This is a genomic window from Rossellomorea sedimentorum (assembly GCF_046237645.1).
GTDB classification, from domain to species: Bacteria; Bacillota; Bacilli; order Bacillales; family Bacillaceae_B; genus Rossellomorea; species Rossellomorea sedimentorum.
In genome coordinates this window covers 2,955,121-2,979,577 of the sequence record NZ_CP143546.1, presented here as the reverse complement: position 1 = coordinate 2,979,577, position 24,457 = coordinate 2,955,121, and the positions used below count along the sequence as shown (strand labels likewise).

Below are 24,457 nucleotides of genomic sequence, written 5' to 3'. Positions count from 1 at the left end.
AACATCCTTTGGATTTCTGAATCTGGATGGCCCAATAAACCTCTGAATGGGCCAACATCCCTTGGATTTCTGAATTATGTTGGCCCAATAAATCTCTAAATGGGCTAACATCCCTTGGATTTCTGAATTATGCTGGGCCAATAAGTCTCTAAATGGACCAACATCCCATCGGTTTTTAAATCATACTGGCCCAATAAGTCTCTAAATGGGCCAACATCCTTTGGATTTCTGAATCTGGATGGCCCAATAAACCTCTGAATGGGCCAACATCCCATCGGTTTTTAAATCATACTGGCCCAATAAGTCTCTAAATGGGCCAACATCCCTTGGATTATTGAATCATGCTGGTCCAATAAGTCTCTAAATGGGCCAACATCCCTTGGATTTCTGAATTATGCTGGGCCAATAAGTCTCTAAATGGGCCAACATCCCTTGGATTTCTGAATTATGCTGGGCCAATAAACCTCTGAATGGGCCAACATCCCATGGGTTTTTGAATCATGTTGGCCCAATAAGTCTCTAAATGAGTCAACACCCCGTGGATTTCTGAATTATGTTGGCCCAATAAATCTCTAAATGGGCCAACATCTCAAAGATTTCCAAATCTAAATGGCCCAATTACTCCCTAAATGGCCCAAAATATCACGGGTTTCGGAAACACAATACCCGATAATATCCTAAGCGCACCAGCATTGCATGGGTTTTGAACTAGCAACGGCCCATAAACTCTATTAATAATAAAAAAGCTTGCAGGTCATAGTCCCAATGGGAACTGACCTGCAAGCTTTATCTGTATTAGAAGTTGATTTTCTCCTGAAGGAATCCTTTGACTTCACTGATTGGCATGCGGACCTGATCCATAGTGTCACGGTCGCGTACAGTTACCTGGCCGTCTTCAACTGAATCAAAATCAAAAGTGATACAGAATGGTGTACCAATCTCATCCTGACGTCTGTATCGTTTTCCGATTGAAGCTGTTTCATCGAAATCCACCATAAGGTCTTTCGATAATTCCTCATACACTTTAAATGCTTCGGCAGAAAGCTTCTTAGAAAGAGGAAGAACTGCTGCTTTATAAGGAGCAAGTGCAGGGTGGAAACGTAAAACGTTTCTTGTTTCGTTTTCTAGCTCTTCTTCCTCATAAGCATCGCATAAGTAAGCGAGAGTAACACGGTCAGCTCCTAATGATGGTTCAATACAGTAAGGGACATATTTCTCGTTTGTTTGAGGGTCCATGTAATGGAAATCCTCATTAGAGTGCTCCATGTGTCGTTTGAGGTCAAAGTCTGTGCGGTCAGAGATGCCCCATAATTCACCCCAGCCAAACGGGAACTTATACTCGATGTCTGTTGTGGCATTACTGTAATGAGACAACTCATCATCATCATGGTCACGAAGACGCATGTTATCTTCTTTCATGCCCAATGATAACAACCAGTTCTTACAAAATTCCCTCCAGTAGGAATGCCATTCAAGATCTTCGCCAGGTTTACAGAAGAACTCAAGCTCCATTTGTTCAAATTCACGGGTACGGAAAGTAAAGTTACCTGGAGTAATTTCATTACGGAAGCTTTTTCCGATTTGTCCGATTCCAAAAGGAACTTTCTTACGCATGGAACGTTGCACATTTTTGAAATTAACGAATATTCCTTGTGCAGTTTCCGGGCGAAGGAAGATTTCATTAGTGGAAGATTCTGTAACGCCCTGGTGCGTTTTAAACATCAAGTTGAACTGGCGGATCTCTGTGAAGTCACGGCTGCCGCAAGATGGGCACGCGATTTCATATTCATCCATGATCTCTGCCATTCTTTCAAATGGCAGGCCGTCAACTACCATTTCAACGCCTTTTTCCTCAAGTGCGTTTTCAATGATTTTATCTGCGCGATGACGGGTCTTACAATTCTTACAGTCAATCATAGGGTCATTGAAGTTTCCTACGTGACCTGAAGCCACCCAAGTCTGAGGGTTCATAAGGATGGATGCATCCAGTCCTACATTATAAGGTGATTCCTGGATGAATTTTTTCCACCATGCTTTTTTAATATTGTTTTTCAGTTCGACACCAAGAGGACCGTAATCCCATGTATTCGCAAGGCCGCCATATATTTCAGAGCCCGGGAACACAAATCCCCTGTGTTTCGCTAAGTTTACGATTTCTTCCATTGACATTGAAAACAACTCCTTTGATTTTTAAAAAATAAAAAAAGCTCATCCTTAGGCTAAATGCCTAGGGACGAGCTTTGCCCGCGGTTCCACCCTAGTTGATATACGCTGGTATATCCACTTTCGTTTTAAAATGCTCGGGAATGCCGTTTCCTTGTTCACCGGGCTTTCACCATCCCCGGTTCGCTACTGTACAAGTACTTATAGTTCCGTCAACGCATATTTCAATATAATTTGTGATATTCCAAGAATGTACACTCTTGGAAAGATGGAATAATTTTATCACTTTCTATAAGAATATACAACATCATAAGGATAATACAAAATGATTGCAGTCTTCAGTTGAAAAAGCTAACCTAATGAAAAGAAGGCTCATCCGGCTGTTTTATGATAAAATATCCTTTCACGAAAAGTCTTTCTTTTCTTTTTCTCTTAATAGTATATAATATTTAGTATAAAGTATAACACTTATTTTATACATTGTCCGTTAGGTGGTGAGCAAGATGGAACTAAATAATCGGCAGGAGCATATTCTGCAAATTGTAAAAGATAATGGACCGATAACCGGAGAGCAGATTGCTGAAAGGCTGAACCTGACCCGGGCCACATTGAGGCCGGATTTGGCTATATTGACTATGGCAGGCTATTTGGACGCACGGCCGCGTGTAGGTTACTTTTACTCAGGGAAAACCGGTACACAGCTTCTGACAGAAAACCTTAAGAAAATATTAGTGAGGAATTATCAATCGATTCCTGTAGTGGTGAATGAGAATGTTTCAGTATATGATGCAATAGTTACGATGTTCCTAGAAGATGTAGGGACCTTGTTTGTTATAGATGAAAATACCCATCTCGTAGGTGTTCTTTCCAGAAAGGACCTGCTCCGGGCTAGCATTGGAAAACAAGAGCTTTCATCCATTCCGGTGAACATCATAATGACAAGGATGCCTAATATCACAACTTGTGAAAAAGATGACTTACTGATTGATGTAGCAAAGAGTTTGATTGAAAAGCAGATCGATGCCGTCCCCGTTGTGAATGTGAAAGAAAACGGTGATCTGGAAGTAGTCGGCAGGATTACAAAAACGAATGTTACGAAAGCATTCGTTGCTTTGGCGGAAGATTTTTAACAGTAACTTTGACTGGGTGGTGAAGATATGAAAGAACCATACATTTATGTTGTATCCGATTCGGTAGGAGAGACGGCTGAGCTTGTAACAAAAGCAGCAATCAGCCAATTTGACGGTTCTAATACTGTCATCAAGCGTTTCCCGTATGTAGAAGATTTTTCCCATCTTGATGAAGTTCTTTCATTGGCGAAATTGAATAATGGATTAATCGTTTATACACTGGTGAAACCTGATATGAGAAAGTACCTGAAAGAACAGGCAGAAAAGGAACAGCTGTATGCTTTTGATATTATGGGCCCGATCATGGATACCTATCAGGAGAAATATGACAAGGTGCCTCTAAATGAACCGGGTGTAGTCCATAAGCTTGACGCCGACTACTTCAAGAAGGTGGAAGCGATCGAGTTTGCAGTAAAGTATGATGACGGAAGAGATCCACGCGGGCTGCTAAGAGCGGATATTGTTCTGATTGGTGTTTCACGGACATCCAAAACACCGCTATCTCAATATTTAGCATTAAAAAGGCTTAAGGTAGCAAATGTACCGCTTGTACCGGAAGTCGATCCACCGGAAGAACTCTTTAAAGTTCCGGCATCGAAGTGTTTTGGATTAAAGGCTGCCCCTGAGAAATTGAACAGTATCCGAAGGGAGAGGTTGAAATCCCTTGGCTTGAACGATAAGGCAAGCTATGCAAACTTGGATAGGATTCAAAAGGAAATAGAGTACTTTGAGAAAATTGTTGATAAAATCGGCTGTCGTGTTGTGGATGTTACAAATAAAGCGGTCGAGGAAACAGCCAATATCATCATGCATGAAATTCATAGATCGAATTAAGGATGGCATCTTAGAATGTCATCCTTTTTCTTAGGCTCTTTTCGTAAACTTTGTTGCTATTAATACAAACTTTAAAAAATATCTACATAATTAACCAGAAATAGCCTGATAAAACAAGGAAGAAAAGAGCTAATTCACCTTGTTCAGAGAAAAAAGCCCTTGTGTCCAAGGGAAAAATCTTATGGGGAGCTGCATTATTTCTCGTGATGGACACCGAGTCGAAAAACAGCCGCCAACTAAAAAACAGACTGTTTCAAAAGGTTTTGGTGTGTCCAGGGGTGTGCCGGCCCCTCACGGTGTCACACCCCTGGACATTAGATGTTTAAACTATAAGCAACAAAGACTACATTGCAAGTGGAAGAGAAGAATGTTTCCGGGAAACTGAAAAAAGTTTTGGTAATACTGACGCTTAAGAAAAAATATATTGTAAACGGGGTTTTTAGTGGTCAAACAGAAGAAGATATACTATAATAAAAAATTGTGATAAAAATATATTTAAAAATAGGTTTAGACTGATGTATAAACGAATAAACTAATTATTGGGTTATGTCAAGTCAATGACGAAGAAAAAAATCGACAAAATGTTATCTTTATCATGATCGGTGTGAAAGTTGTCATATGAAGAAGGATATTTTGAGGTGATGTAGAATAGGTAATAAGAGTACGAAGGATGCTGTCGTCTATGTGGATGCCGATGCTTGTCCTGTAAAGGAAGAAATTACAGACATTTCTAAGGTGTACGGATTAAAAGTCATTTTCATCGCATCCAATGCCCACAGAAAAAACAGTCCTGATGAAGGTGAGTGGGTATATGTGGATTCTTCCAAAGAGGCAGCGGATCTTTATATCATGAATCATATTAAAAAAGGGGATTTGGTCGTCACCCAGGATATTGGGCTGGCGAGCGTCGTATTGCCGAAAGGCGTTTATGCGATTTCTCCGAGGGGAAAAGAGTTTAGAGAAGAAACCATCTCGACGGCTTTGGATTTCCGGTATCTGTCCGCAAAAGAAAGGCGGAAAGGAAAATATGGAAAGGGTCCGAAACCATACACATCAGAGGATCGAGAGAGGTTTGTTTCTACATTTAAAAAAATATTGTCGAATTTTGCAGGAAATCCATAGGATTTATTGAATGCATTATTTAAAGTAAATAGTAATCAGGTGATGTATTTGTGACGGGGAGAATTCCTGAAGAAAAAGTCAATGAGATTCGTCAGTCAATTGATATAGTGGATGTCATAAGCGATTACGTACAGTTGAAGAAACAGGGGAGAAACTATTTTGGCCTGTGCCCATTCCATGGAGAGAGCACACCCTCTTTTTCTGTCTCACCTGATAAACAGATTTTTCACTGTTTTGGGTGCGGTGCTGGAGGGAATGCCTATACCTTCCTTATGGATATAGATGGTATTTCCTTTCAGGAAGCTGTCGTAAAGCTCGCCGAGAAAACCGGCCAGGAGCTGTCGGTTGATGTAAGTCCGGTAGAGACACAAGCCAGCAGAGATGAAGAAAAAATGATAGAAGCACATGAGCTTTTAAGTAAATTCTATCATCATTTGCTCGTAAATACAAAAGAGGGTCAGGATGCTCTGGAGTACCTGCTTGAAAGAGGCTTTACACGTGAAAGCATTGATAAATTCCAAATAGGCTGGAGCCTTCCCAGCTGGGAATTCACCGTGAATTTTTTAACAAAGCGGGGGTTTGCTTCCCAGCTAATGGAACAAGCAGGACTGCTCGTGAAGCGAGAAGGAGAAGATCAATACTTTGATCGGTTCAGGGGCAGGATTATGTTTCCGATCCATGACCACCGAGGGAAAACGATTGCTTTCTCAGGGAGAGCTATGGGAGAAGAACAGCCTAAGTACCTCAATAGTCCTGAAACAATTATTTTTAACAAGAGCTCAGTTCTTTATAATTTTCATAATGCCCGGCCGGTTATCAGAAGGAAAAGCCAAGCCATTTTGTTTGAAGGCTTTGCCGATGTCATATCTGCTGACAGTGCAGGTGTGGAAAACGGGATAGCATCAATGGGAACTTCATTGACTCCTAAGCACATCCAAATGCTCAAAAGGGTGACAGATTCAATCATCGTCTGTTATGACGGTGACAAAGCCGGGATGGAAGCAGCTTTCCGGGCTGCCAAAATGCTCAGTGAAGATCAATTTAATTTACGCATCGCAATGATTCCTGAAAAACTTGACCCTGATGACTACATCAAAAAGTATAGCGCCGAAAAGTTTCAAAATGATGTAATAGGGGCTAGTTTAACCTTCATGGCATTCAAACTAATTTACTTCCGTCAAGGAAAAAATTTGAATGATGAAGGAGATAGGCTTCAGTATATAGAAGAAGTATTAAGAGAGATAAGTTCACTTCAGAATCACATTGAACGTGATTATTATCTGCGCCAGCTTGCGGATGAGTTTTCATTGTCACTGCAGGCGCTTCAACAGCAGCAGAAGCAGGTCTATTTCTCTAATAAGAAATCTGATAAAAGGGAACAAAGGAAGCAGGAGTATGTTCAACCTATTCAGCCAAAAGCTGAAAATAAACTGTTTCCGGCCTACCACACGGCTGAAAGAAGACTGATTGCCCATATGATGAAGAATCCTGATATTTGCTTTAAAGTGCAGGATTTATTGGGCGGCAACTCATTCAACCTTGATGAGCACCAAGCAATCATAACCTATTTATTTGGCTTTTATGAAGAGGGGAATGAGGCTGATTCCAGTGGATTCATTCAATTCCTGCCCGACAGCAGGCTCAGAAGGATCGTTTCTGAAATAGGTATGATGTCTATTTCAGAGGAATGCAGTGAACAGGAATTAATTGATTATGTAAATCAGGTGTTAAAACATCAAAAGATGTTGACAATAAAAGAAAAACAAATCGCTCAAAAAGAAGCGGAACGACAAAAGGATTATAACAAGGCTGCCTTGATCGCAATGGAAATCGTGCAGCTTAGAAAATCGTTATAAAGCAGAATCAATTGCAAGGAAGTTGGAAGGAGGGGAACAAATGGCTGAAAAGTCAGCACGTTCCAAAGAGGTAGAGTCAGAAGTTACAGTAGATCAGGTGAAAGAACAGTTAATGGAGCTCGGGAAAAAACGAGGCGTATTAACATATGAAGATATCGCAGAAAAATTAGCTAATTTTGAATTAGAATCGGATACTATGGATGAGTTTTATGAACAACTTGGTGAGCAAGGGGTTGAAATCATCAACGAAAATGAAGAAGATGACGACCCGAACATCCAGCAGTTAAATAAAGCGGATGACGAGGAGTTCGACCTGAACGACCTGAGTGTTCCTCCTGGAGTTAAAATCAATGACCCTGTGCGCATGTACTTAAAGGAAATCGGAAGAGTAGATCTTTTGTCTGCGCAAGAGGAAATCTCCCTGGCTAACCGGATTGAAGAGGGTGACGAGGAAGCGAAGCGTCGTCTTGCTGAAGCCAACCTTCGTCTTGTCGTAAGTATTGCCAAGAGATATGTAGGACGCGGAATGCTGTTCCTTGATTTGATCCAGGAAGGTAACATGGGTCTGATTAAAGCGGTTGAAAAGTTCGATTACCGTAAAGGCTTTAAATTCAGTACGTATGCCACTTGGTGGATCCGACAAGCGATTACCCGTGCCATTGCTGACCAGGCAAGAACGATTCGTATTCCAGTTCATATGGTTGAGACCATCAATAAATTAATCAGGGTACAGCGTCAGCTTCTGCAGGACTTAGGCCGTGAACCTTCACCTGAAGAAATTGCTGAAGAAATGGATCTGACACCTGAAAAAGTCCGGGAGATTCTCAAGATTGCGCAAGAACCTGTTTCCCTGGAAACACCGATCGGTGAAGAGGATGACTCTCATCTTGGTGACTTCATTGAAGATGCAGAAGCTCAATCTCCTTCTGAACATGCTGCATATGAACTGCTTAAAGAACAGCTGGAGGATGTACTTGATACCTTAACGGATCGAGAAGAAAACGTCCTGAGACTGCGTTTTGGCCTTGATGACGGTCGAACAAGAACTCTTGAAGAAGTCGGAAAAGTATTCGGTGTAACAAGAGAACGTATTCGTCAAATCGAAGCAAAAGCATTGAGAAAACTGCGTCACCCTAGCAGAAGCAAGCGCTTGAAAGACTTCTTGGAATAGAATGAATTTTTCAAATAGTTTACTTTCCTCCAGGAAAGTAAACTATTTTTGTTTTAAAAAAGGGTTCCGGTGTACCGGCGGCGAAAAATACAATACGGGATGTGGAACTATGGATGCTAAATCACAAAAAACAAACATAATCATTAACGAAATACTTTTCTGGAAACAAAATAAGATGCTGCCTGAACAGTACTGCGATTATCTGCTTGCACTCTATAATCAGGGTGAAGACAGAGAGGCTGTGGACAGTATGAACTCAAAGCGCCTGCCAACTGCTGCTCTTATACCATCAATACTTTTATTAGCGTTGATTCCGTTTTCATTATTTGTCATTTATTTTACTGAATTGTCATTTGTTTTGCAAACAGCGATTTTGACGGGTTTTGTCGTCTTGTTAATTTTTGCGGGAATTTATTATTCTAATAAAGAGATCATCTTGCCAGTCATCTATATCACTACGGCCATTGTTATTCTGATTCTCTCTGTTAACCTTTCAGATGCATACTTTCAGGGCAATAAGCCGACCACCTATGTAGTACTGTTCTGCAATTGTTTACTTTGGTTATTTGCAGGCCGTTATTTCAAAATGATGTATTTATCCCTTGCAGGTGCGGTTGGTGTCCTAATCTTATTTGTCTCTATTGTAATATAATATCGTAATTTTTAAAAGTTTTTAAAAGTTGAGAAAATTACATCTATCCTTTTATAATAAAAGTGTAAGCGCGTACATTTTGCTTCTGAACATTTTTTTGGATGTACGTTGCACTTTGGTCTGTATATGTCAAAGACGTTTGCATAATAAGGGGGATGGACATGAATTTTGATTTGACTTCAGAACAGAAAATGATTCAAAAAACTATTCGGGATTTTGCCAGGGAGGAAGTAGCTCCGGGAGCGCTGGAAAGGGATCGGACAAAGCAATTTCCAAAGGAAGCATTTAAGAAGTTAGCTGATCTCGGGATGATGGGTCTGCCTTTTCCTGAAGAGTATGGCGGTGCTGGCGGCGATACGGTGAGTTTTGCCATTGTAACAGAGGAATTGAGCAAAGCGTGTGCCTCGACAGGCATCACCTATTCTGCCCACATTTCCTTGGGCGGCGCCCCTATAAATATGTTTGGGACGGAAGAACAGAAACAAAAATACCTGACACCTATATGTACAGGTGAGTCTTTTGGCGCGTTCGGCCTTACCGAACCTAATGCCGGTTCTGATGCAGGGGGAACCCAAACGACCGCTGTCAAAGAAGGAAATGAATATGTAATCAACGGCAATAAGAGTTTTATTACCAACGCAAGTTATGCAAAACATCTTGCACTGACAGCCATTACGAACCGGGGGGAAGATGGCAGCAAAGAAATCAGCGCCATTATCGTTCCGACGGATGCTGAAGGCTTTACAGTCGTTGATAACTACGAAAAAATGGGCTTGAATGCTTCCAATACAACAGAGCTTGTATTGGAAAACGTAAGAGTTCCCGAAGAAAACCTTTTAGGTAAAAAGGGTGAAGGATTCAAGCAATTCCTCGCCACTCTGGATGGGGGCCGCATCGGGATTGGGGCAATGGCCCTGGGAATTGCTGAAGCTGCATTCGAAAGAGCCCTTCAATATTCCAAAGAAAGAAAACAATTCGGCAGACCTTTATCGCAGTTCCAGGTCACCCAATTTAAATTAGCGGATATGGCTATGAAAATTGAATTGGCAAGAAACATGATTTTCAAAGCGGCATGGCTTAAGGATCAGGGCAGGCCGTTTGCGAAAGAAGCTTCCATGTGTAAGCTTTATGCCTCGGAAGTAGCAATGGAAATTGCCGATGAAGCCATCCAGATCCACGGAGGCTACGGCTATATGAAAGAGTACGAAGTGGAGCGCTATATGCGTGACGCAAAGTTGCTTGAAATCGGGGAAGGTACCTCTGAAGTACAGAGAATGGTCATTTCCCGTTTAATCGGCTGTTAATAAAACATTTAAAGCCTGGAATCTGATTCCGGGTTTTTTATATTATGCAGCCAGATTTTTTGCGAAGCTGATTTCGTTATCTGCACCGCAGTTTGCCCATAATTTAATCGAGAGCTGATTAACCATAGTATCTGCTGGCATTAGTGTTCCAAGGTGCTTACGACAATCAATTTCATTTGATAGTGTTTCCTTTACCTCTGGCCGGGACCGTAGGGTTATTACCCCGATGATTGGAATTTCTTTTATTCGTTTTTGTCTATTTTGCGACAAACGTCGAAAAATTGGGGTTAAGACTTTTACTTTCGCCCTTTTTAAAGTAAAATATATATTGTTTATAATAAACAGATTCTGCATTATCAATCGTTACATAAGGGAGGTTAATCTATGAATCGCAATCCGATCATTCCATTCATTTTAATTATGGTTTTTGGAATCGGCCTTGTTTTCTTTATGTCTTTGGAAGGGTTGAATAACTCTGAAGAGATGGCAGAAGAGCATGGTGAGCAAGGAGCTGAAGGTGAAGCTGAGGGCGGCGGAACTGCTGAAGGCGGAGAGTTTGATCCTGAGGCACATTATCAGCAGGCATGTATTTCTTGTCACGGCGGTAACTATGAAGGCGGAGCTGGTCCTGCACTTACAGGAGTAGGCGATCGCTTATCAGCTGAGGAGATTAAGACTATCCTTCAGAATGGTAAAGGCATTATGCCAGGAAACCTAGTTCCAGCTGAAAATCAGGATGCTATGGTTGAATGGTTAATGTCATTATAATCTTAAAAAGTTCTTTGCAACGTTGCAAAGAACTTTTTTTTGTTATGAAACTTGGTTAGAATGAGAAACGTAAACCTTATGCGCTGATTCATAATGGATGAAATAATACTAAATACATATAAAAAGGTGAAAATATGAATGCTGAAAAATTATCGAAAAGACTAGAAACCGTTGTATCGTTTATTCCTGAGGGCTCCAGAATCGCTGATATCGGCTCAGATCATGCCTATCTGCCCTGCTATGCAGTAGACAAAGGGATTGCTGTTTCGGGCATAGCGGGTGAAGTGGCGGAGGGACCATATCAATCGGCTGTCAAACAGGTAAAATATACACAGCTGGAGGATGTTATCTCTGTTCGGAAAGGAAACGGTCTTGAGGTCCTATCCCCAAACGAAACAGATGTGATTACGATTGCCGGCATGGGCGGTGCCCTTATTGCCAGCATCTTGGAGACAGGCAAGGATAAGCTGGAAGGAGTCAGCAGACTGATTCTGCAGCCAAACGTAGCGGCCATCTCCATTAGAAAATGGCTGCTTGAAAATGGATGGGAATTAAAGGCTGAAAGAATATTAGAGGAAGACAACAAAATTTATGAGGTGCTGGTTGCTGAAAAAGGTAATCCGGGAGCTCCATATGAGCAGCTGGAAAGTGAACTTCTGCTCGGTCCTTTTCTTATAAAAGAAAAAAGCTCTGTGTTTAAGATTAAATGGGAACAGGAATTAAAACAGTGGAAGAACATCTTGGAGAAAATGAAAAAAGCCGAAGACTCTCCGGAATTAAGGGAAAGAAAAGCTGAGGTTAAAAAGAAAATTGACATAGTTGAGGAGGTATTGGATGAAAAGCGTTAATGGTCATGAAATCATATCTCTATTTGAGACTTTGGCTCCGAAAGAGCTTGCAGAAGAAGGAGATAAAATAGGACTTCAGATTGGTCGCCTGAATCAAAAGGTAGATAAAGTGATGGTCACCCTTGATGTTCTAGAAGAGGTTGTGGATGAAGCTATTGAAAAAGGTGTGAATTTGATTATCGCTCACCATCCCCCTCTTTTTCGCTCGTTGAAGGCAGTCAGGACCGATACGGTTCAAGGCAGAATGATAGAAAAGCTCATTAAAAATGATATCTCTGTATATGCAGCGCATACCAACCTGGATGTTGCCAAAGGCGGAGTGAATGACTTGTTGGCAGAAGCACTTGGACTAAAAGAAACGAAACTTTTATTGCCAACGTACAAGGAAAAGTTAAAGAAGATTGCCGTCTTTGTCCCGGAAGAAGATGCTGCAAAAGTCAGAAAGGCTTTGGGAGATGCGGGAGCCGGACATATAGGGAATTACAGTCATTGTTCATTCTCAATGGAGGGGACTGGAAGGTTCCTTCCTGGTGAGGGTACCAATCCCCATATAGGGGAACAAGGAATATTAGAAGAAGTCAATGAGGTTAAAATTGAATCTATTTACCCTTCTCATTTAGAGAAGAAAGTGATGAAAGCTCTGTTCACAAGTCATCCTTATGAAGAGGTGGCCTATGATGTCATTCCCTTGGAAAATGAGGGAGAGAGCTTAGGGCTTGGAAGAGTTGGTAAACTTGATTCCCCAATGTCACTCGAAAAGTTTGCTGCGTATACCAAGGAGAAGCTTCAAGTTGACAATGTCCGGGTAACCGGCAATTTAACAGACTCGATCCAAAAAGTTGCAGTCCTGGGCGGCGATGGGAATAAATTCATCCACCATGCAAAATTCAGCGGTGCAGATGTCTTTGTAACAGGAGACTTATATTATCACACTGCTCATGATGCAATGATGCTTGGGCTTAATGTTTTGGATGCCGGTCATCATATCGAAAAAGTCATGAAGGAGGGCGTCGCCCGGTGGATGACTGAAAAGAGCAGAGAAAAGGGGATGGCTGTGGAATATCTTGTGTCGAAGGTGAACACAGATCCATTTACATTTTTATAGAAATGAAAAAGGCATTCATCATGAATGCCTTTTTCATTATTCTACAGTGGACTTAGGTTTTTTGACTTTAGGAAGAATCTTGCTCAACGGCACTTTCTTTTCTCGTGTCCATGTCTCTTCATTTTCAGGATCAAACTGGCCGATGAAATTCATGACTTCCTTGACAATCGGTGTTGGTGTGGAAGCTCCTGCCGTGACAGCAACCAACTCTGCATCCTTGATCCAGTCAACCTCCAGCTCGCTGATATCGGCAATGCGGTAAGCTTTTGTTCCGGCAACCTCTTCTGACACTTGGGCCAGGCGGTTGGAGTTATTGCTTTTGGGATCCCCGACTACAATCAAGACATCTGCTTCGCCTGCTTGTTCAGCCACTGCTTCTTGTCTTACCTGTGTTGCCAGGCAAATTTCTTTGTGTACTTCTACATAAGGATATTTCTCTTTTACAATATCCATCACATCAGCAACATCCCACTGACTCATTGTCGTTTGGTTCGTTACTATGATTTTCTTATTTTGGATATCGAGCTTTTTTACATCTTCCATTGTTTCTACAAGGTGAACAATTTCCGGAGCTACTCCGACAGCACCTTCAGGCTCAGGATGACCTTTCTTGCCGATATAAATGACGTCAAAGCCTTCAGCTTCTTTTTCTCTTATAAGCTCATGGGTCCTCGTTACATCAGGGCAGGTGGCATCCAAAGTGACAAGGCCTTTTTCTTTGGCGAGTTTTTTCACTTCCGGGGAAACCCCATGCGCTGTGAAAATAACCGTCCCTTCATTCACCTGATCTAAGATTTCTTTACGGTTTTTTCCGTCCAGCGTTATGATGCCCTCTTCTTCGAATGCATCGGTAACATGTTTATTATGGACGATCATACCAAGGATATATATCGGCCTTGGAAGTGATTTATCAAGCGCGGCGTTGCGGGCAATGACCATTGCGTCCACGACACCGTAGCAGTAGCCTCTCGGCGTGATTTTTTTTACATTCATATTTTGAAATCCTCCTGTGGATATAGTCGGATGTTTACTTAAACCTACAGGTTCATTATAAAGTAGATTTGCACCGATGACAAAGAATCTTTTCTGTACAGCTTTGAGATGACTCATTGATGATCTTATTATTTTAACGAAAGTAAGGAGAATATAGAGGAGAATGGCCTCATTGAAAGAGAAAACGAAAGCTGATACGCCGCGCGAGGTGAGCGCATGTCTTCATTGTAAGAATAAAAGGCAAATGACACCCCGCGCGAGGTGAGCGCATGTCTTCATTGTAAGAATAAAAGGCAAATGACACCCCGCGCGAGGCGAGCGCATGTCTTCATAGTAAGAGGAAAAGGGAAATGACACCCTGCGCGCCGTGAGCGCATGTTTTCATAGTAAGAATAAAAGGTAAATGACACCCTGCGCGCCGTGAGCGCATGTCTTCATAGTAAGAATAAAAGGCAAATGACACCCCGCGCACCGCACCCCAGGCACAAGCGAAACCCAATATATAGGGAAGATATAGAAAATCCGGACAAATAAAAACCGCCCTCAATGGAGAGCAGTTAGTTAGACATATAATTTGGGCTGTGATCCGCCTTGTGTCTTCGCTTTATTTGTCCCTTTTGAAACACGAGCCTTCTTCTGTTTATTCTTTGGTCTTTTATCTGTAAGTTGGGAATCAGTATAGGCTTCAACACTTTCTTTTTCCTGAATCTCATCATTAGATTCATCTTGGGTTTCCTCTTCCTCAGTTTCGGCGGCGCTCAGTCCTCTATAAAGCTTCCACATCGCAGGGAGGTTTCTCACAAGTGGTCCATATTGCTGGACTTGTTGAATCATGGGTCCTACCTGCTGGGCTGTTTTTAAAACCTGCTGGGTATTATTTAGAAAACCATTGAGAGAACCGGGGTTCAGGATATTCTTTAAGAGAGAACCTCCACTGGCTGGTGTACTTCGCTGAAAGCCTGCAGCACCTTGAAGCGGATTGAATTGACTTGCAGCACCTTGTGAAGAGCCACCCTTGTTGAGGATTTTTGCTAATAGCCCACCGGATTTCCGGCCGGGGCCTCCTGAAAAGTTTCCCTGCATCCCCCTGGGTCTCATCATTCCAAAGCCTGAAGGGCCAGGACCTCTCATTCCCCTCATCGGGTGAAAAGGTTGCTGTCCAAAAGAGTGTGGGTTAAAAGGCATTTGCTGTCTTGGCGGCATAATAGGCCTCCTTTCTAATTCGCACATAAGGTCTCTTAATACAATATGCAAATTGGGTGAAAACGTCTAAGTCAAAAGCGGAAATTAATAAATTTGTCAATATGCTAGAACTTTTAAAAATTGTTTATTATAATGAAGAGATGAAATTTTGTCTGAGAAGAATTGATTTGTAAAATTATGCAGCTTTATTTTGAATTTACGGGAAAAAACGGTATTGTTATATATGGAAGGCTGTTTTGCCTTCGTTTGTTTTATTTTTTTGTTTGACCCTTATTCATCAAAGCGGAAAGCTTACGAGAAACTGTGTGAATAACAAAGCGGGAAATCAAAGATAATCTCTTCAAATAAATAATGCTTTTAAGGAGTGATAAAATGGGAAATCAATTTGAACAATATGATTTTCAGCCATTTATCAATGAAGCCATTGAACGGCTGGGCTTTTATGAGCCTACTGAGATACAGAAGAAAATGATCCCTTTAATCAACAGGGGAGAAAGTGCCATTGGCCAGTCACAGACGGGAACGGGGAAAACCCATTCTTACCTGCTGCCAATCCTGGACAAGATCGATAGAAGTTCTCAAGAGGTGCAGGCTGTCATCACAGCTCCGACAAGGGAACTTGCTCAGCAAATCTACCAGGAGATATTGAAAATCACCAATGAAGATGAAATCACATCCCGCTGTTACATTGGCGGTACGGATAAACAGCGTATGATTGATAAGCTTAAAACGCAGCCTCAGATCGTGGTGGGCACACCAGGTAGAATCAATGATCTTGTAAAAGAAGGAGCATTGCACGTCCATAAAGCCGGCATGCTGGTCGTGGACGAAGCGGATCTGATGCTTGATATGGGATTCATCTACGATGTCGATCAAATAGCAGGTAAAATGCCGGAGAAACTTCAAATACTTGTTTTTTCTGCTACTATTCCTGAAAAATTAAAACCTTTCTTGAAAAAATACATGGAGAATCCTCAGTATGCCCATGTAGAACCAGAACATATTTCAGCCAAGAACATCAAACATATCTTACTGCCGAGGAAAAGCAGAAACAAAGATGATCTTCTTTATGATGTCTTATCTTCCCTTAATCCATATTTAGCGATTGTCTTTACGAATACAAAGGTGAAAGCAGACGAAGTGGCCGATTATCTTCTAAGCAAAGGATTGAAAGTTGGAAGGATCCATGGAGACCTTTCTCCGCGTGAAAGAAAGAAAATGATGAAACAAATCCGTGCATTGGAGTATCAGTATATTGTTGCTACCGACCTGGCCGCAAGAGGGATTGATATCGAAGGAGTCAGCCATGTTATCAATTACGAGATTCCAGCCGAACTCGATTTCTACATCCATAGAACAGGGAGAACGGCTAGAGCAGGCTATTCAGGCATAGCTGTAACGATTTATGAGCCTTCTGATGAGGATGCTCTGAACCAGTTGGAAAAGATGGGCATTACATTCGAGAATCAGGACTTGATCCGTGGAGAGTGGAAAGAGCTTTCTGATCGGAATAAACGTAAAAACCGCCAGAAAACAGGGGATGAAATTGACCAAAAGGCCAAATCTCTTGTCCGCAAACCGAAAAAGGTCAAGCCAGGCTATAAGAAAAAAATGAAATACAAAATGGATCAAATCAAGAAACGTGAAAGACGAGTAAAAAGAAGAAATAATTCTTGATTGAAACGAGTAATATGCAAGGGAGTTGGAAGTGAATGGTGAAGTTAGGTTCTCATGTTTCGATGAGCGGAAAGAAGATGCTGCTTGGTTCGAGTGAAGAAGCAGTTGCCTACGGAGCAAATACCTTTATGATTTATACCGGGGCTCCTCAGAATACGAGAAGAAAGAAGATTGAAGATCTGAACATCGAGAAAGGTCTTCTTCATATGAAGGAAAATGGTATTGATGAAATTGTGGTCCATGCACCTTATATCATCAATATTGGCAATACAACAAATCCAGCTACTTTTGAATTGGGTGTCAATTTTCTTCAGTCAGAAATTGAGAGAACGGCGGCTCTCGGTGCAAAACAAATTGTCCTGCATCCTGGTGCCCACGTAGGGGCAGGGGCAGAAGCGGGTATTAAAAAGATCATTGAAGGGTTAAATGAAGTATTGGTCAAGGACCAGGAAGTTCAGATAGCCCTGGAAACAATGGCTGGTAAAGGGTCGGAATGTGGAAGATCTTTTGAAGAACTCGCCATGATCATGGAAGGCGTAGAACATAACGATAAGCTGTCGGTTTGTTTTGATACCTGCCACACACATGATGCCGGGTATGATATTGTGAATGATTTTGACGGAGTCCTGGACGAGTTCGACCGCATTGTAGGCATTGACAGATTAAAAGTTCTTCACATCAATGACAGCAAAAATGTACGCGGAGCTGCAAAGGACAGGCATGAAAACATTGGATTCGGCCATATCGGCTTTGATGCTTTATCCAAAATCGTCCATCATCCTCAGCTGGCAGATGTACCTAAGATACTTGAGACACCATTTGTCGGTGAGGATAAAAAGAACAGGAAAGCCCCATATAAGTTTGAAATTGAAATGCTGAGAAACAAAGTATGGGACGAAGAAGTATTGTCCAAAATCCAGGAATCATAATAAGACAGTGTGGGCTTCTCTCTTTAGAGAAGCCCCGCTGATTTTCAGTTGACAAATTTAATGAATATCTTATTGACTTCTTTAGCAGTGGAAGGCCCTGCAATTTTAGCTATTTCTTTAATGACCTTGCTTCGTTCTGCAGCATTAAAAATATTTATATTTTTCCCTCTTAAGTAAGCAGCGATCTTTTTGGCTTGTTCCGGGTTTATTTTTACTCCGAACTGCTTTCCATAACCTAACAAATCATCACTTGTAATGTTATTGATTTTATGATTTACCACATTTTGCAATAGCTTCATCGACCATCACTCCTCATAGGATACATATGTATGAGACGAGTTGAATGTGACGATAAAGTTTGAAACGTTTATGTATTAAACGGGAAAGGAGAGAAAGATGGCACACCGCATACATAAAAAAGAGAGTGTCTTTCATTTGATTTACCGGTTTTTCTTTATCATTGCAGGTGCAGGATTGGCCGCGATTTCAATTGAGTTGTTTTTAATTCCGAATAACATCATTGATGGAGGGGTTATTGGAATTTCATTGATTTTGGATTATTTATTTTCTGAGATTCCATTTATCAATTTTGCCACCTTACTCGTGGTCCTGAATCTGCCATTCATGTACTCCGGCTACAAGCAGATTGGTAAAACGTTTGTGATTTCTTCCTTGTTTGGTGTGGTTGCACTTGCTGTTATTGAGAGCCTCCTGCATAATGTTGAGCCTTTTGTGACAGAAGAAATACTGGCCACTGTCTTTGGCGGTCTGACACTTGGAGTGGGGGTTGGCCTTGTCATAAGGCATGGAGGTTCACTGGATGGAACAGAAATCCTCGGGATTCTGCTGACGAAAAGGCTTCCGTTCTCAGTTGGTGAATTTGTCATGTTCATTAACATCTTTATATTCGGCTGGGCTGCTTTTGTGTTCGGAATTGAAGAGGCGATGTATTCGATTATGACCTATTATATAGCTTTTAAAACGATTGATACGGTCATACAAGGGATGGATGAAACGAAAGCCGTCATCATCGTCTCCGATTATTACAGCGAGGTTTCCCAAGCCATACTTGACAGGCTGGGAAGAGGGACCACGATGCTGAAAGGACGGGGCGGCTATACTGATAATGACAAGGAAGTGATATATGTCGTTGTCACTAGACTTGAAGTGATGAAGCTTAAAGGGATTGTTGGCGATGTAGACCCGAATGCATTCATTACCATCATGAGTACACAGGAAACAAAAGGGGCAAGATTTAAGTCAGCGATACATTAAAAGAATTGCATGAGAGCTGCACCACAGTTCTAGAAAAAGCTGAAATGCTTAACAATTGGAGGATGAAATCTCATATGGTTTCGTTCTCTTTTTTTAGGCTCTATTATATTTGTTGGGGTGGGTCTTTTAAGGCAAAAAAATACACGCAAGCTCCTATATCTTTTACACTTGAGTTGACTAGAAACAAGCAAAAGATAGGAGTTGCGTGTAAATGCATTTTAACATGGTTTTACCTGGATTAGAAGGGGTTAGGATTTCAAAGGCTGAGGAAGTGGGGGAGGCTTTCCATCTCCATATTGAATTGCCAAAAAGAAAGCATAAGTGCCCATCCTGTAAAAACTGGACCTGCAGGGTCCACGACTATCGGCTTCAAAAGATTCAACACCTTAAGCTATTTGAACGGACATCTTATTTGTTCTACCGCAAACGTAGGTACAGTTGCCCTTGTGGTAAACGTTTTGCGGAAGACAATACGTTTGTTCAACGTTATCAAAGACATACACTTGAGTGGAATCAAGCCTTAGGTCTTCGAGTGATTCAGGGAAAGAACTTTAAAGATACAGCGCGCCAGTTCCGCACTTCTCAAGCTACAGTCATACGACGTTTTGATCAAATTTCCGCCTCCCGTCTAAAAGAGGTTGAAAAGCTCCCGTCTGTCATCGCTATTGATGAGTATAAAGGGGATACAAATGAGGGGAAATATCAGCTCATTATTGCGGATGGGAAGACCAGAGAGCCTTTGGACATTCTCCCTAACCGCTCAGTCACAACTATAAAGAACTACCTGCGTGAAAAAGGTTCAAACGTGAAAGTAGTCGTCATGGATATGAGTCACGCTTTTAAATCTGCGGTAAGAAAAGCTCTGGGAACTCCTATCATTGTGGCCGATAGATTTCACTTTTCCCGTTATATACACTGGGCTCTAGAACGTGTGAGAAGGCGAGTACAGAAAGAGTTTCATGCGTATGACCGTAAAAAGTGTAAGAGAATGAAGCACATTTTCCACAAGCCTTATGAACAGCTAAATGATAGGCAAATCTGGTACCTGGAACGATACCTTGGACTTTCTGAAGAGCTGCGTACGGCGTATGCGTTGAAGGAGTCTTACAGATTGTGGTTTGAAGAAGGGAAAAAGCTTGGACCTTCAGCACCCGAAAAGGTTAAAGAGGGTTTGTACAGTTTTTACCGTAAGGTCGAAAACGCAGGGTTAAAGGAATTTCAACAAGCTATCCAGACCCTGAAAAACTGGCAAGTAGAAATTCTAAACAGCTTTGCGTTCGGTTATAATAACGGTTTTATCGAGGGATTGAATAACCAAACTAAAGTAATAAAAAGGAATGCGTTTGGTTTTAGACGTTATGATCGCTTTAGACTTCGAGTGTTATTGCATCATCAATACAAGTTAAAGGAAATTCATGTTGGTTAAGGAGTAGGAGCAAGCACTCCTACCCCAACATTTGACGTAGAACCTTTTTTTATATGTTAATGAGGCAGGTACTTAGTTATAGGCTTTGTTAGTTGATGGGGTTGTTAAATAGGGTTACAAGACGATTATGTATCTTGTTATGTTGGAGCGGAAATCATTGCACTGTATTCTGCGTTGTATTAATTCTATCTCCGGCAATTCAATAGTTGATTTGTCTGATAATTACTATGTGATTTACCTTTTCTCTCGAGTACTAAAACTGAAACCGTGCCTATTTTGACAGCAACTTGAACATAAAATAGAAGTATTTCATGATTCCCCTTGCAATATGCTGCTTGCTGGTTTACATTAAAATATTCATCCTGTATACTTCTTATAGTAAATCGGAATGATTCTTATGAAGGGGATTTTTTCTCATGGATAATAATAAATCAGTTATAGATATAAACCATTTGAGTTTTCGTTATGATAAAGAAATTGTATTAGAGGATATTAATTTATCGATTCCATCAGGAGCCTTTCTCGGCATTGTGGGTCCGAACGGATCGGGAAAGTCGACTTTACTGAAGCTGATTCTTGGACTGTTAAAAGCAAGAGACGGAGAAATTCGTTTGTTTGGAGAATCTCAACAAAAATTCAAGGATTGGGACCGTATTGGATATGTTTCACAAAAAGCCAATTCATTTAATTCAGGATTTCCCGCTACAGTCAGGGAAGTGGTTTCAAGTGGGCTGACAAAAAAGGTCGGCATGTTCAAGATGATTGGAAAAAAACACGCAGAACAGATTGAAAAAGCAATTGAATCTGTTGGAATGTCTGCTTTCTCTAATCGTAATATTGGGGAACTTTCTGGGGGGCAGCAGCAAAGAGTTTTCATTGCGAGAGCGCTGGTGAGCAAACCGTATGTGTTAATCTTGGATGAACCGACTGTAGGGGTAGATAGCAAAAATGTTCAGGCGTTTTATGAGATGCTTGAGCACCTAAATAAAGACTTGGGCATTACCCTGCTTCTCGTAACTCATGATATAGGAACGATTTCAAGTAAGGTTACGCATGTAGCCTGTTTGAACAGAAAGCTTCATTTCCACGGAAATACAGCGGAGTTTGAAAATTTAAGAGAAAGTGATCTTTCCGGTATTTACGGACATGATGTTCAGTTGCTTCATCATGACCACAATCATACGGAGGTAGAACGATGATAGACGCATTACTGAATTATGAATTTCTCCAGAATGCCTTTCTGACGGGTATTCTGATAGGCATTATTGCTCCACTGATTGGCGCTTTCATCGTGGTAAGGCGGTTATCTCTTATCGCGGATGCCCTCAGCCATGTGACGCTTTCAGGGATTGCAGCCAGTTTGTTTCTGAGTAAGAATGTCAGTGCATTTGCAGGATTGAACCCTCTATATTTAGGGATGGCTTTTTCGGTGACAGGATCATTATTCATTGAACGGCTCAGGAGCCTCTATAAACATTATCAGGAACTCGCTATTCCCATTATTTTATCAGGTGGAATAGGGATAGGCGTTATCTTCATTTCATTGGCCGATGGATTCAATACCGACTTGTTCAGTTACCTCTTTGGCAGTGTTAGTGCTGTAAGCCGGACCGATTTATATTTGATTGCAGCAGTCACAGTCCTGGTTATTGCCATCATTATAATTTTATATAAAGAATTGTTTCTGCTTTCATTTGATGAGGAGTTTGCAAAAGCTTCCGGGATATCGGCCAAGACAATTCATTTTATTTTCATGGTCATGGTTGCTCTTGTCATAGCGGCTTCTATGAGGATTGTCGGTATTCTTCTTGTATCTTCTTTGATGACGCTTCCTGTTGCAGCAAGCCTCCGGGTGGCAAGGGGATTCAAACAAACGATCGGTTTCTCGCTGTTATTCGGTGAAGTGGCGGTCATCACCGGTCTGGTATCCGCCTATTATCTGGATTTAGCTCCAGGCGGTACCATTGTGATGTCGGCCATCGTCATCTTGTTATTGACAATCTTATTTAAAAAAATCACATCAAATAAAGCGTTGAAGAAGGATGAGGTGAGCTTATGAAACTTGAAGAGGCCTTGACGTTGATGAAGGAAAAGGGCTTTAAGCATACCGGGAAACGGGAACAGATGCTGGAATTGTTTTCTCATTCAGACAGATATTTAACAGCCAAAGATGTCCTGGAAAGTATGAAGGATGATTATCCGGGCTTGAGCTTTGATACCATCTATCGCAACCTTTCGTTATTTGTGGACTTGGAAATATTAGAGGAAACCGAACTCTCAGGGGAAAAACATTTTAGGTTTACCTGTACAAATAATCACCATCATCACCATTTTATATGTATGGATTGCGGAAAGACAAAAGCAATCCATACATGTCCAATGGAAGTTCTCCAAGAAAGTTTGAGTGGATATGATATTTCAGGGCATAAGTTTGAAATATATGGAAAATGCCCGCAATGCATCTAAAAACGCCGGAGACTTTAACGTCTGACGGCGTTTTTTTATTTTGGCATTATTTCTTCAGCCAACTTTCCACCCAGTTTCGGGCTTCCTGCCAATCATTCACTCTGATGACCCCCTCAGGAATCTTGTCCTGGTTATATGGAGTATTGAAGAGAATGACCGGAATATTTAATTCTTCATGGATAGATACAGCATTATCATGCTTGTCTTCAAAAAAGATATCGACATTGTATTTTTGAGCTGTCGAAATTTTATTATGTGAACCAATCAGTTCAATATGGTGATACAAAAGATCCTGGTAATCAAACCACTCCTTCGTTAGTTCCAATAAATGAGAGGGGCGTGCACTGATAAAATACAGCTCATGAATATCTTTCCAATCGTCCAGAACCGATTTTGCCCCCTGTGCCAGTGGTGATTCCTTATAGATCGTTCCTTCTGTTTTTTTAAACCATTTACCGAATACTTCAGGGGTAATATCCAACACTTCTGTAAGTTCATACTGTGTTATATCGTTCAAGGTTAAATTCAGGTTAAATTCCTTGTTTATGTAAGGAAGGAGAGAGGTTGGACAAGTCACAGTTCCGTCAATATCTATTCCAAATCTTTTTTTCATATGTACATCTCCTTATTATTCTACAGTTGAGTTCTTGTTGGCAGTGATCGTTGAAAGGCAATTTATTTTTACTTTCAGCTTTAATATCTTCATACATGCTTATTGGGATAAGATATTGCTTAGTAAACCACCGCAGGCCATGACTATTTTCTTTTTTAGTTATGCCCGACAGAATGAAATTTTCTGTCCTTGTTAAGGCTGAATATATTTTAAATAACAGTCTGTTGACCAATGCAGGCCATTTTAAGAAAGCCATATAAGCCACAGTGAAGAAAAAGAACCTTGGATAAAGTGTACCATATTCTTGGTGATAGTAGGATATGCACCTATTGCTTCTTCATTTTTTGACAATCATTAGCATAGGTAAATTCATGACTTTAGCAAACACTATAAATGCTCCTGAACACGGAAAGTGAGGGATTGTAATGGATAATGAGAGACGCAAAAATGACAGCGTTAATCAAGATCTTCAAAATATAGACATCTATAATGACTATATAAATGTGAACGACAATCCGGAAGTTGAAGTTGTTCAAAACAAATATAACGAAGAAACTGCAGCAGAGATTACAACTCCAATGGCACTTGGAAGTGATTTCGAAAAGGATACGGCTGAAGAAACAACTGCCTCTGGCAGGATATTGGGATATTCAGCATTGGCACTTTCGATTTTGTCGCTTTTCATCGTACCTGTCCTGTTTGGAGCAGCAGGAATTGTGCTGGGATTTGTAGCCAGACGAAGAGGTTCTAGTCTTGGAGGTTGGGCTATCGGTATCGGTGCCGTCTCCATCATAGTGGGGATTTTCGTCCTGCCGTTTTTTTAACCATTATCTTCCCAGAATTGGGAGCATTCTGGGAACGATGAAAAAGCTTGGCTGATTTTCAGCCAAGCTTTTTGATTTGGTAACTGGTGTACTTCCCA

23 protein-coding genes are annotated in these 24,457 nt (G+C 41.2%); 18 read left to right on the top strand and 5 right to left on the bottom strand.

Annotation, left to right across the window (positions count from 1 at the left end):
- Positions 1–795: 795 nt before the first annotated feature.
- Entirely contained in the window at positions 796–2,169 is a 1,374-nt protein-coding gene (locus tag V1502_RS14780) for a glycine--tRNA ligase (protein ID WP_409251400.1), read from the bottom strand.
- 497 nt (positions 2,170–2,666) lie between these two features.
- Here V1502_RS14780 and V1502_RS14775 point away from each other — a divergent pair, with 497 nt between their 5' ends.
- From V1502_RS14775 to V1502_RS14730, 10 genes are all read left to right on the top strand, one after another.
- Positions 2,667–3,293 carry a helix-turn-helix transcriptional regulator gene (locus tag V1502_RS14775; protein ID WP_409251399.1) on the top strand — a complete coding sequence of 209 codons (627 nt, stop codon included), beginning with the start codon at positions 2,667–2,669 and terminating at the stop codon, positions 3,291–3,293.
- Between the two features lie 27 nt (positions 3,294–3,320).
- Entirely contained in the window at positions 3,321–4,127 is an 807-nt protein-coding gene (locus V1502_RS14770; protein WP_409251398.1) for a pyruvate, water dikinase regulatory protein, read from the top strand.
- Positions 4,128–4,811: 684 nt separating this feature from the next.
- Positions 4,812–5,249 (top strand): YaiI/YqxD family protein, encoded by a 438-nt coding sequence (locus tag V1502_RS14765; RefSeq protein WP_409251397.1) that lies wholly within the window; start codon positions 4,812–4,814, stop codon positions 5,247–5,249.
- A gap of 50 nt (positions 5,250–5,299) precedes the next feature.
- On the top strand, positions 5,300–7,105 hold the full coding sequence (gene dnaG, locus V1502_RS14760) for a DNA primase (RefSeq protein WP_409251396.1): 1,806 nt from the start codon (positions 5,300–5,302) through the stop codon (positions 7,103–7,105).
- Between the two features lie 40 nt (positions 7,106–7,145).
- The gene (gene rpoD / locus V1502_RS14755) at positions 7,146–8,276 is read left to right on the top strand and encodes an RNA polymerase sigma factor RpoD (RefSeq protein WP_409251395.1); all 1,131 of its coding nucleotides are present in this window, start codon (positions 7,146–7,148) and stop codon (positions 8,274–8,276) included.
- Between the two features lie 109 nt (positions 8,277–8,385).
- On the top strand, positions 8,386–8,928 hold the full coding sequence (locus V1502_RS14750) for a hypothetical protein (protein WP_409251394.1): 543 nt from the start codon (positions 8,386–8,388) through the stop codon (positions 8,926–8,928).
- Positions 8,929–9,089: 161 nt separating this feature from the next.
- On the top strand, positions 9,090–10,232 hold the full coding sequence (locus V1502_RS14745) for an acyl-CoA dehydrogenase family protein (protein WP_409251393.1): 1,143 nt from the start codon (positions 9,090–9,092) through the stop codon (positions 10,230–10,232).
- A 384-nt stretch (positions 10,233–10,616) separates the two neighbouring features.
- The gene (gene cccA / locus V1502_RS14740; RefSeq protein WP_409251392.1) at positions 10,617–11,000 is read left to right on the top strand and encodes a cytochrome c550; all 384 of its coding nucleotides are present in this window, start codon (positions 10,617–10,619) and stop codon (positions 10,998–11,000) included.
- Between the two features lie 134 nt (positions 11,001–11,134).
- Positions 11,135–11,848, top strand: a complete 714-nt coding sequence (locus V1502_RS14735; RefSeq protein WP_409251391.1) for a tRNA (adenine(22)-N(1))-methyltransferase — start codon at positions 11,135–11,137, stop codon at positions 11,846–11,848.
- Complete coding sequence (locus V1502_RS14730) at positions 11,835–12,953, top strand: Nif3-like dinuclear metal center hexameric protein (protein ID WP_409251390.1); 1,119 nt, start codon at positions 11,835–11,837, stop codon at positions 12,951–12,953. Before V1502_RS14735 ends, V1502_RS14730 begins: the two co-directional genes overlap by 14 nt.
- Positions 12,954–12,989: 36 nt before the next feature.
- On the opposite strand, the gene V1502_RS14725 is transcribed toward V1502_RS14730, so the two are convergent.
- Both V1502_RS14725 and vrrA read right to left on the bottom strand, forming a co-directional pair.
- On the bottom strand, positions 12,990–13,946 hold the full coding sequence (locus V1502_RS14725) for a 4-hydroxy-3-methylbut-2-enyl diphosphate reductase (protein WP_409251389.1): 957 nt from the start codon (positions 13,944–13,946) through the stop codon (positions 12,990–12,992).
- 561 nt (positions 13,947–14,507) lie between these two features.
- On the bottom strand, positions 14,508–15,149 hold the full coding sequence (vrrA, locus tag V1502_RS14720) for a VrrA/YqfQ family protein (RefSeq protein WP_409251388.1): 642 nt from the start codon (positions 15,147–15,149) through the stop codon (positions 14,508–14,510).
- 372 nt (positions 15,150–15,521) lie between these two features.
- Between vrrA and V1502_RS14715 the strand changes: the two genes are divergently transcribed.
- Entirely contained in the window at positions 15,522–16,826 is a 1,305-nt protein-coding gene (locus V1502_RS14715; RefSeq protein ID WP_409251387.1) for a DEAD/DEAH box helicase, read from the top strand.
- 35 nt (positions 16,827–16,861) lie between these two features.
- Positions 16,862–17,755 carry a deoxyribonuclease IV gene (locus V1502_RS14710; RefSeq protein WP_409251386.1) on the top strand — a complete coding sequence of 298 codons (894 nt, stop codon included), beginning with the start codon at positions 16,862–16,864 and terminating at the stop codon, positions 17,753–17,755.
- Between the two features lie 44 nt (positions 17,756–17,799).
- Here V1502_RS14710 and V1502_RS14705 read toward each other — a convergent pair whose 3' ends face one another.
- Positions 17,800–18,054: a DUF2624 domain-containing protein gene (locus V1502_RS14705; RefSeq protein WP_409251385.1), complete on the bottom strand. Its 255-nt coding sequence runs from the start codon at positions 18,052–18,054 to the stop codon at positions 17,800–17,802.
- Positions 18,055–18,151: 97 nt separating this feature from the next.
- Here V1502_RS14705 and V1502_RS14700 point away from each other — a divergent pair, with 97 nt between their 5' ends.
- From V1502_RS14700 to V1502_RS14680, 5 genes are all read left to right on the top strand, one after another.
- The gene (locus V1502_RS14700) at positions 18,152–19,030 is read left to right on the top strand and encodes a YitT family protein (protein WP_409251384.1); all 879 of its coding nucleotides are present in this window, start codon (positions 18,152–18,154) and stop codon (positions 19,028–19,030) included.
- Positions 19,031–19,241: 211 nt separating this feature from the next.
- Positions 19,242–20,456, top strand: a complete 1,215-nt coding sequence (locus V1502_RS14695; protein WP_409251383.1) for an ISL3 family transposase — start codon at positions 19,242–19,244, stop codon at positions 20,454–20,456.
- A 416-nt stretch (positions 20,457–20,872) separates the two neighbouring features.
- Entirely contained in the window at positions 20,873–21,655 is a 783-nt protein-coding gene (locus V1502_RS14690) for a metal ABC transporter ATP-binding protein (protein ID WP_409251382.1), read from the top strand.
- Positions 21,652–22,515, top strand: a complete 864-nt coding sequence (locus V1502_RS14685) for a metal ABC transporter permease (RefSeq protein WP_409251381.1) — start codon at positions 21,652–21,654, stop codon at positions 22,513–22,515. The genes V1502_RS14690 and V1502_RS14685 overlap by 4 nt, the downstream gene beginning before the upstream one ends.
- On the top strand, positions 22,512–22,922 hold the full coding sequence (locus tag V1502_RS14680) for a Fur family transcriptional regulator (protein WP_409251380.1): 411 nt from the start codon (positions 22,512–22,514) through the stop codon (positions 22,920–22,922). Before V1502_RS14685 ends, V1502_RS14680 begins: the two co-directional genes overlap by 4 nt.
- A 46-nt stretch (positions 22,923–22,968) precedes the next feature.
- Here V1502_RS14680 and V1502_RS14675 read toward each other — a convergent pair whose 3' ends face one another.
- Positions 22,969–23,535 carry a 5' nucleotidase, NT5C type gene (locus tag V1502_RS14675; protein WP_409251379.1) on the bottom strand — a complete coding sequence of 189 codons (567 nt, stop codon included), beginning with the start codon at positions 23,533–23,535 and terminating at the stop codon, positions 22,969–22,971.
- Positions 23,536–23,960: 425 nt separating this feature from the next.
- Here V1502_RS14675 and V1502_RS14670 point away from each other — a divergent pair, with 425 nt between their 5' ends.
- Positions 23,961–24,359, top strand: coding sequence for a DUF4190 domain-containing protein (locus tag V1502_RS14670; RefSeq protein WP_409251378.1), 399 nt, complete (start codon positions 23,961–23,963; stop codon positions 24,357–24,359).
- Positions 24,360–24,457: the final 98 nt, after the last annotated feature.